Genomic DNA, 435 nt, shown 5'->3' with positions numbered 1-435 from the left:
TCCATATCTACATTGAAATGAGTGAATACCCGGCACAGCAAATAAGCAATCTCTATGCTTTTAGCCACTTCTGCCAACATCCGTTGTTTGATGCTCATTTTTTGCGAAGTGGTTTCGTTGCAGATATACATGAATCCTCCTTTCCCTTTCCGGATGAAGACGATCACCGTGGCAAAATCGGTTTCCTTACCCTTTACCTGGCTATCTGTACCGATGCACACCTTTATTTCGTGCATCATTTCCTGCTCACTTATTAATGCGGCTCTTACTTCATCTTCTATCGCATGAATAATTTTTTGCCCGTTTAATTTTCTCCATTGCTTTTCCATATTTTATTGCCCTCTTTGGAATTACTGATTGTACAATTCTATGATCGCCCTCAAGTATCGCAGCGTGGCTCTTTTCATGCACCAGTACAAGGATTCGAACCCTGAC

General features: G+C 41.6%; 1 protein-coding gene. It reads right to left on the bottom strand.

Annotated elements, in window-relative coordinates:
• On the bottom strand, positions 1-329 hold a 329-nt coding region (locus I6F37_RS40605; RefSeq protein WP_225154461.1), incomplete at its 3' end, for a ribonuclease H-like YkuK family protein.
• Positions 330-435: the final 106 nt, after the last annotated feature.

Source organism: Bradyrhizobium sp. NBAIM08 (assembly GCF_020193935.1).
GTDB classification, from domain to species: domain Bacteria; phylum Pseudomonadota; class Alphaproteobacteria; order Rhizobiales; family Xanthobacteraceae; genus Bradyrhizobium; species Bradyrhizobium yuanmingense.
This window is presented reverse-complemented; position numbering and strand designations above follow the sequence as displayed.